This window comes from Mitsuokella apri, from assembly GCF_051886055.1.
In the GTDB taxonomy this organism is placed as follows: domain Bacteria; phylum Bacillota; class Negativicutes; order Selenomonadales; family Selenomonadaceae; genus Mitsuokella.
Window position 1 is genome coordinate 56,027 of sequence record NZ_JBJEXT010000009.1, and the last position, 4,346, is coordinate 60,372.

Here is a 4,346-nt window from a genome sequence, read left to right on the forward strand (position 1 = left end):
CGGATCGTGCTCTTGGAACGTCCGCTTGTCACAAGGCTGTTCCCGCTCTGCGACCGCTGGCAGGAGCAGCTCCGGACCGGTGCTGCTGTACCGCCCTTCCGGGGCAGGAAACCGTGATACTGGCAGAAAAGAAACTGGCACTGCCTGCCGCTGCTCATCCTTTGCCGAAATTTGCCCGCTGCCGATGAACTATACAGACACACGAAAATCTTCCGCAGCATTTTGTTTCAATGCGTGGGATTGTGGCTGGACTGGACATGTTGTTATGCCTGACCGGCTTTTCTCTGTAAATATGCATATTGTTTGTATATATTATTCATATATGTACGTTGTTTACGGCATACCAGATTATAATTATGCAGATATATAAGATGATATCTATACTATTTGGACCGTATCCATGTGGAAAGACGTTTATTATGATAGTCGGATGAAAAATAAGATTTAAGTTGATTTGGTGATGAGATATTTCACCAGAAAGATTGCGAGGGAAAAACCTGCATATAAATCTCTTTAACATTATAGACAATAATACTATTCTATTAAAACTGAGAGTGTTTTTGCGAATGATACGAAGGGGATATTCGTAATGGATGCGAATAAAAAAGACATAACAGAAGAAATGCGGAAAATAGAGTATTCTGCCAAATTAAGAAATATGTACAGAGATAAAGAGATAGCTTTTAGAAGTTTGATACAAGCGGGAACGAAAACCTTTAAAACAACTTTACTTGTTAGTGGGACCAGTACTTTTTTAACCTTATGTATAGCTGTTATATATCTCTTATATCTCGAGCAATCTAATTTGATTTCTCAAGATACTAGCAGATATATCATTATTTCACTTAGTATCTTCATTCTGACATTGTTTTTATCTTTGATATCATATGGCATTCATTACCTATCACTGGATGCATATTATGTAGATTTGATTTCACAATTACCAAGAATAAATGCTGGTGTTAATAATGGGGATTTTGATAATCTTGTTTATTCGAAAAGGTCAGATGCATATGATGAGATATTGAAGCAGCTTATTATCTGTATATATGTAGGACTATTTATCGGGTTTGTATTCTTATTGTTATCATTAATACAGATATTCAATGTAGATATCTCATATGGCTATCTTCTTTTGTTCATCGCATCGATTATTGTAATTTGTCTTATAATATCATACAAAAACATAAGTCATAAGGGATGAGTGATATGATGATATTTTTTATAGTATATCTTTTCTCGATATATTTACTTATCTCTTATGATCCTGTACGAAGCGGAAAAACCACTATAGTATTGATCGGAATATTAGCTATAATAATTTCTGTTTCGTATAGTAATGGCTGGTTCATTATCAATAAAATTGAATCTGATGCTATTGCTTTATGGATTATTTTCTTTTGTATCCGAGTTTGTCTTTCAATTGGGTCGTGTCTATCAAAAAGAAATCTACGAAAGAAAAATCTACCGTTTAAACCAGAACTTTTTCCAAAACGACATCGTGATCTGCAGCGATTGAAAAAATTTCTGGAGACAGCAAACATTATTGGACTCGATGCAAAATGGGGAATGGGTAAAACTTTTCTCTTATCACAATTACAAAACGAAGAAGACATATCCCAAAATTATTATATTATAGAAATAAGTGTTTTGACCTGTAAAGTGGACCAATTAATACCAGTATTGTTTCATGAATTAGATAAGGTATTAAAGAAGGATGGTATCTTATCTTTGCAGTCAGAATCGGTGAATGCATTATTTGATAGCCAAAAAGATTTCCGTAGTATTATTAATTTTTTTCTGGATAAAAATGAAGGAGCAGCAGAAAGCCTAAAAAAATTTAAAATACAGCTTGGAAATATGAGAAAAGACTTAATTATCATCTATGAAGATCTTGATCGTATTGATGATGATAAAATAATAAAGCAGATACTAGCGATTAACGAACGGCTTAGCAATTCTCATATTAAAATCATTTATCAATATGATTATAGCAGAATGGCTAGCCTAGGGATAGATATAAATTATCTAGAAAAGTATATTCCATATTCAATGAAATTAACGGAATTGGATTTTCTCGAGATTGTGGTTATGGTATTATGTGAACTAAAAGTAGATACGCACATTTTATCTGCTGATGATCTAAAAATTTCGTCTAGCCAAAATCAAGATTTGTTAGAGAAAATACAAATGGAACAATCTTATTTTCATGAATCGCCAATGAGTAAGATGTTAGAGGAAGTAAGTTATACTCCGAGAAATATTCGGCTTTGGATAGAAGAAATTATATCAATGATTTCTGGATACGATTTTTATAAGAATTCAGATAATAAAAAGCTATTGATACGTTTGTTATATTTAAAACACATATTGCCAGATTGCTATATAAAAATTTCTTCCTTGTTTAGAATTTATAATGAATTGAAATATAGCAAAAGCAACTGTTTAAATAAATATTATTTAAGTGATATAATTAAAGAACAAAATTTTGAACAAGATAGGAATGAATTTCTTTCATACGGAGAGAATAGGAAAATAATGTCCATACTCGACTTCTTAGGATATCAACAAATAATAATATTCCCTAATAATTGCTCTGAAATGAAAAAGCATTTGATTGAGCAAAAAAATGAAGAATATAATTTAAAATTGGATCGTATTTATCATAATATTATTTCAGCAGGAAATCATCCGGAGACAAATAGAGAGACAATCATAAAAAAAATAAAGAGAGAAGTTCTTACTAAGGATTTGATAGAGGAACAATATCAAGCCTGGGAAGAAATATTGGGGAAATCGTTCTATTTGAATGAACGCATAGATGGATATACAACGATTAATTATTTTGGTCACTCATATTTTGAGGATGTTTTAGATGCCTCTCATCTTGTTCCTTTCACACCAGATGAAGAATGTAAATTACTAAATCTTTTTAATGAGAAACGACGTGAAAAGAATCTGTTGACATGGGACTATTTTAGGGTTGTACGTTATGCAAGTCTGCAAAAGGATAAAGTATTTTCTTTAGTCATGAGGCAAATTGCAAATCTTAAAGTTGTGGGAAATTTCCTTTCAGAAGATTATTTTACTGATTTTATGTCTGTGTTTATTAGAGCGTGTGTACGATTAGGATATCTTGAACGTTCATATTATGATATAAGTATATGGAAAGATGATAAGAAAGAAAGATATTCTTACATTCTTTTACGAATAGATCAACGTGTCAAAGACATAAGAAAACGTGTAGATTTATCAAATCATCAAAAGACTGAAATGACATTTGAAAACATATGTAAAGCCTGTAAGGTATTGAATGAATCTATCAGGCACACAAATCCCATAAAATATAATCCAATAAATATAAATTTTTCTTATTCGCCAGATGATGATTTTAAAAATTTTTTAGAGCGAAAGAAAAACCTTTCTACTGATGCTGATGAAAAGAAACAGTTACAAGATGATATATTTGCTGCTCGTGAAAAAGACTTACTCAACTGGGATCAGGTTATTCAGTTGCTATCAGAGAAATAGACATTTTATGTTGTTGCAAATATTTTTACATATTTGCATATATAGACAGGATGATAGGATTCCTATTAAAAACAACATTCGCTTGTCACAAGACGGTTCCCACTCTGCGACCGCTGGCAGGAGCGGCTCCGGACCAGGTAGCCGTGATTCTGGGAGAGAAGAGACCGGCTATGCCTGCCGCTGTTACAGTATTTTTGTGCAGAAGACCCGCGATTATTATGCAGAGAGTCAGAATCTGACACAGGCGATCCGTCGGGCCATTGCTTATTGCAGGACCCACGACCTCATGGCGGATTATTTTGCAGAAAATGAGAAAGAGGTGTTCGACATGGTGAACTTCAAATGGGATCAGAAACGCGCTCTTGAAATCGCTGAAGAAGATGGCGTTGCAAAAGGCCGTGCGGAAGGCCGTGCTGAGGGCCGCGAGGAAGGCCTTGCTGAAGGGCGGGCAGATAAAAGACGTGCGATCTTAGGAATTGCCTTGTCCCTATTGCGAAAGGGAATGCCGGTAGACTTTATCGCGGAAACTACGCAGCTTTCTTTGAAAGAGGTACAGAAACTTGCGCGGGATAATGGCTTGGCATTTTGATCAGGAAAATGAATCGTGATTCATTTCATTATATCAGTATACGAAGAGTCCCCACAGCGTTCATTTCGCTGTGGGGACTCTGTGCGATGGAGGAATATGTTGTTACGTCTGGCCGATTCTCAGCAGGCCCGCTGTTGTTCATGCAGCTCTTTGACCAGCTGCCCCAGCTCATCCGTGAAGCGGTCCATGGAGCGCTGGAAGCTGGTCAGGAGGTAGAGCGTGACGA

3 protein-coding genes are annotated in these 4,346 nt (G+C 35.1%); all 3 read left to right on the top strand.

Annotated features, from left to right (window positions below; translation table 11 throughout):
- Positions 1 to 589: 589 nt before the first annotated feature.
- The 3 genes from ACI4OH_RS01415 to ACI4OH_RS01425 are packed head-to-tail and all read left to right on the top strand — an operon-like array spanning position 590 to position 4,120.
- Complete coding sequence (locus ACI4OH_RS01415) at positions 590 to 1,204, top strand: hypothetical protein (protein ID WP_432647801.1); 615 nt, start codon at positions 590 to 592, stop codon at positions 1,202 to 1,204.
- Entirely contained in the window at positions 1,201 to 3,531 is a 2,331-nt protein-coding gene (locus tag ACI4OH_RS01420; RefSeq protein WP_439784001.1) for a P-loop NTPase fold protein, read from the top strand. Before ACI4OH_RS01415 ends, ACI4OH_RS01420 begins: the two co-directional genes overlap by 4 nt.
- A 7-nt stretch (positions 3,532 to 3,538) precedes the next feature.
- The gene (locus tag ACI4OH_RS01425) at positions 3,539 to 4,120 is read left to right on the top strand and encodes an RpnC/YadD family protein (RefSeq protein WP_435721121.1); all 582 of its coding nucleotides are present in this window, start codon (positions 3,539 to 3,541) and stop codon (positions 4,118 to 4,120) included.
- Positions 4,121 to 4,346 lie beyond the last annotated feature (226 nt).

Coding starts and splice junctions, on each gene's coding strand:
- ACI4OH_RS01420 (WP_439784001.1), top strand. CDS start 1,201: ATGAGTGATATGATGATATTTTTTATAGTATATCTTTTCTCGATATAT.
- ACI4OH_RS01425 (WP_435721121.1), top strand. CDS start 3,539: ATGTTGTTGCAAATATTTTTACATATTTGCATATATAGACAGGATGAT.
- ACI4OH_RS01415 (WP_432647801.1), top strand. CDS start 590: ATGGATGCGAATAAAAAAGACATAACAGAAGAAATGCGGAAAATAGAG.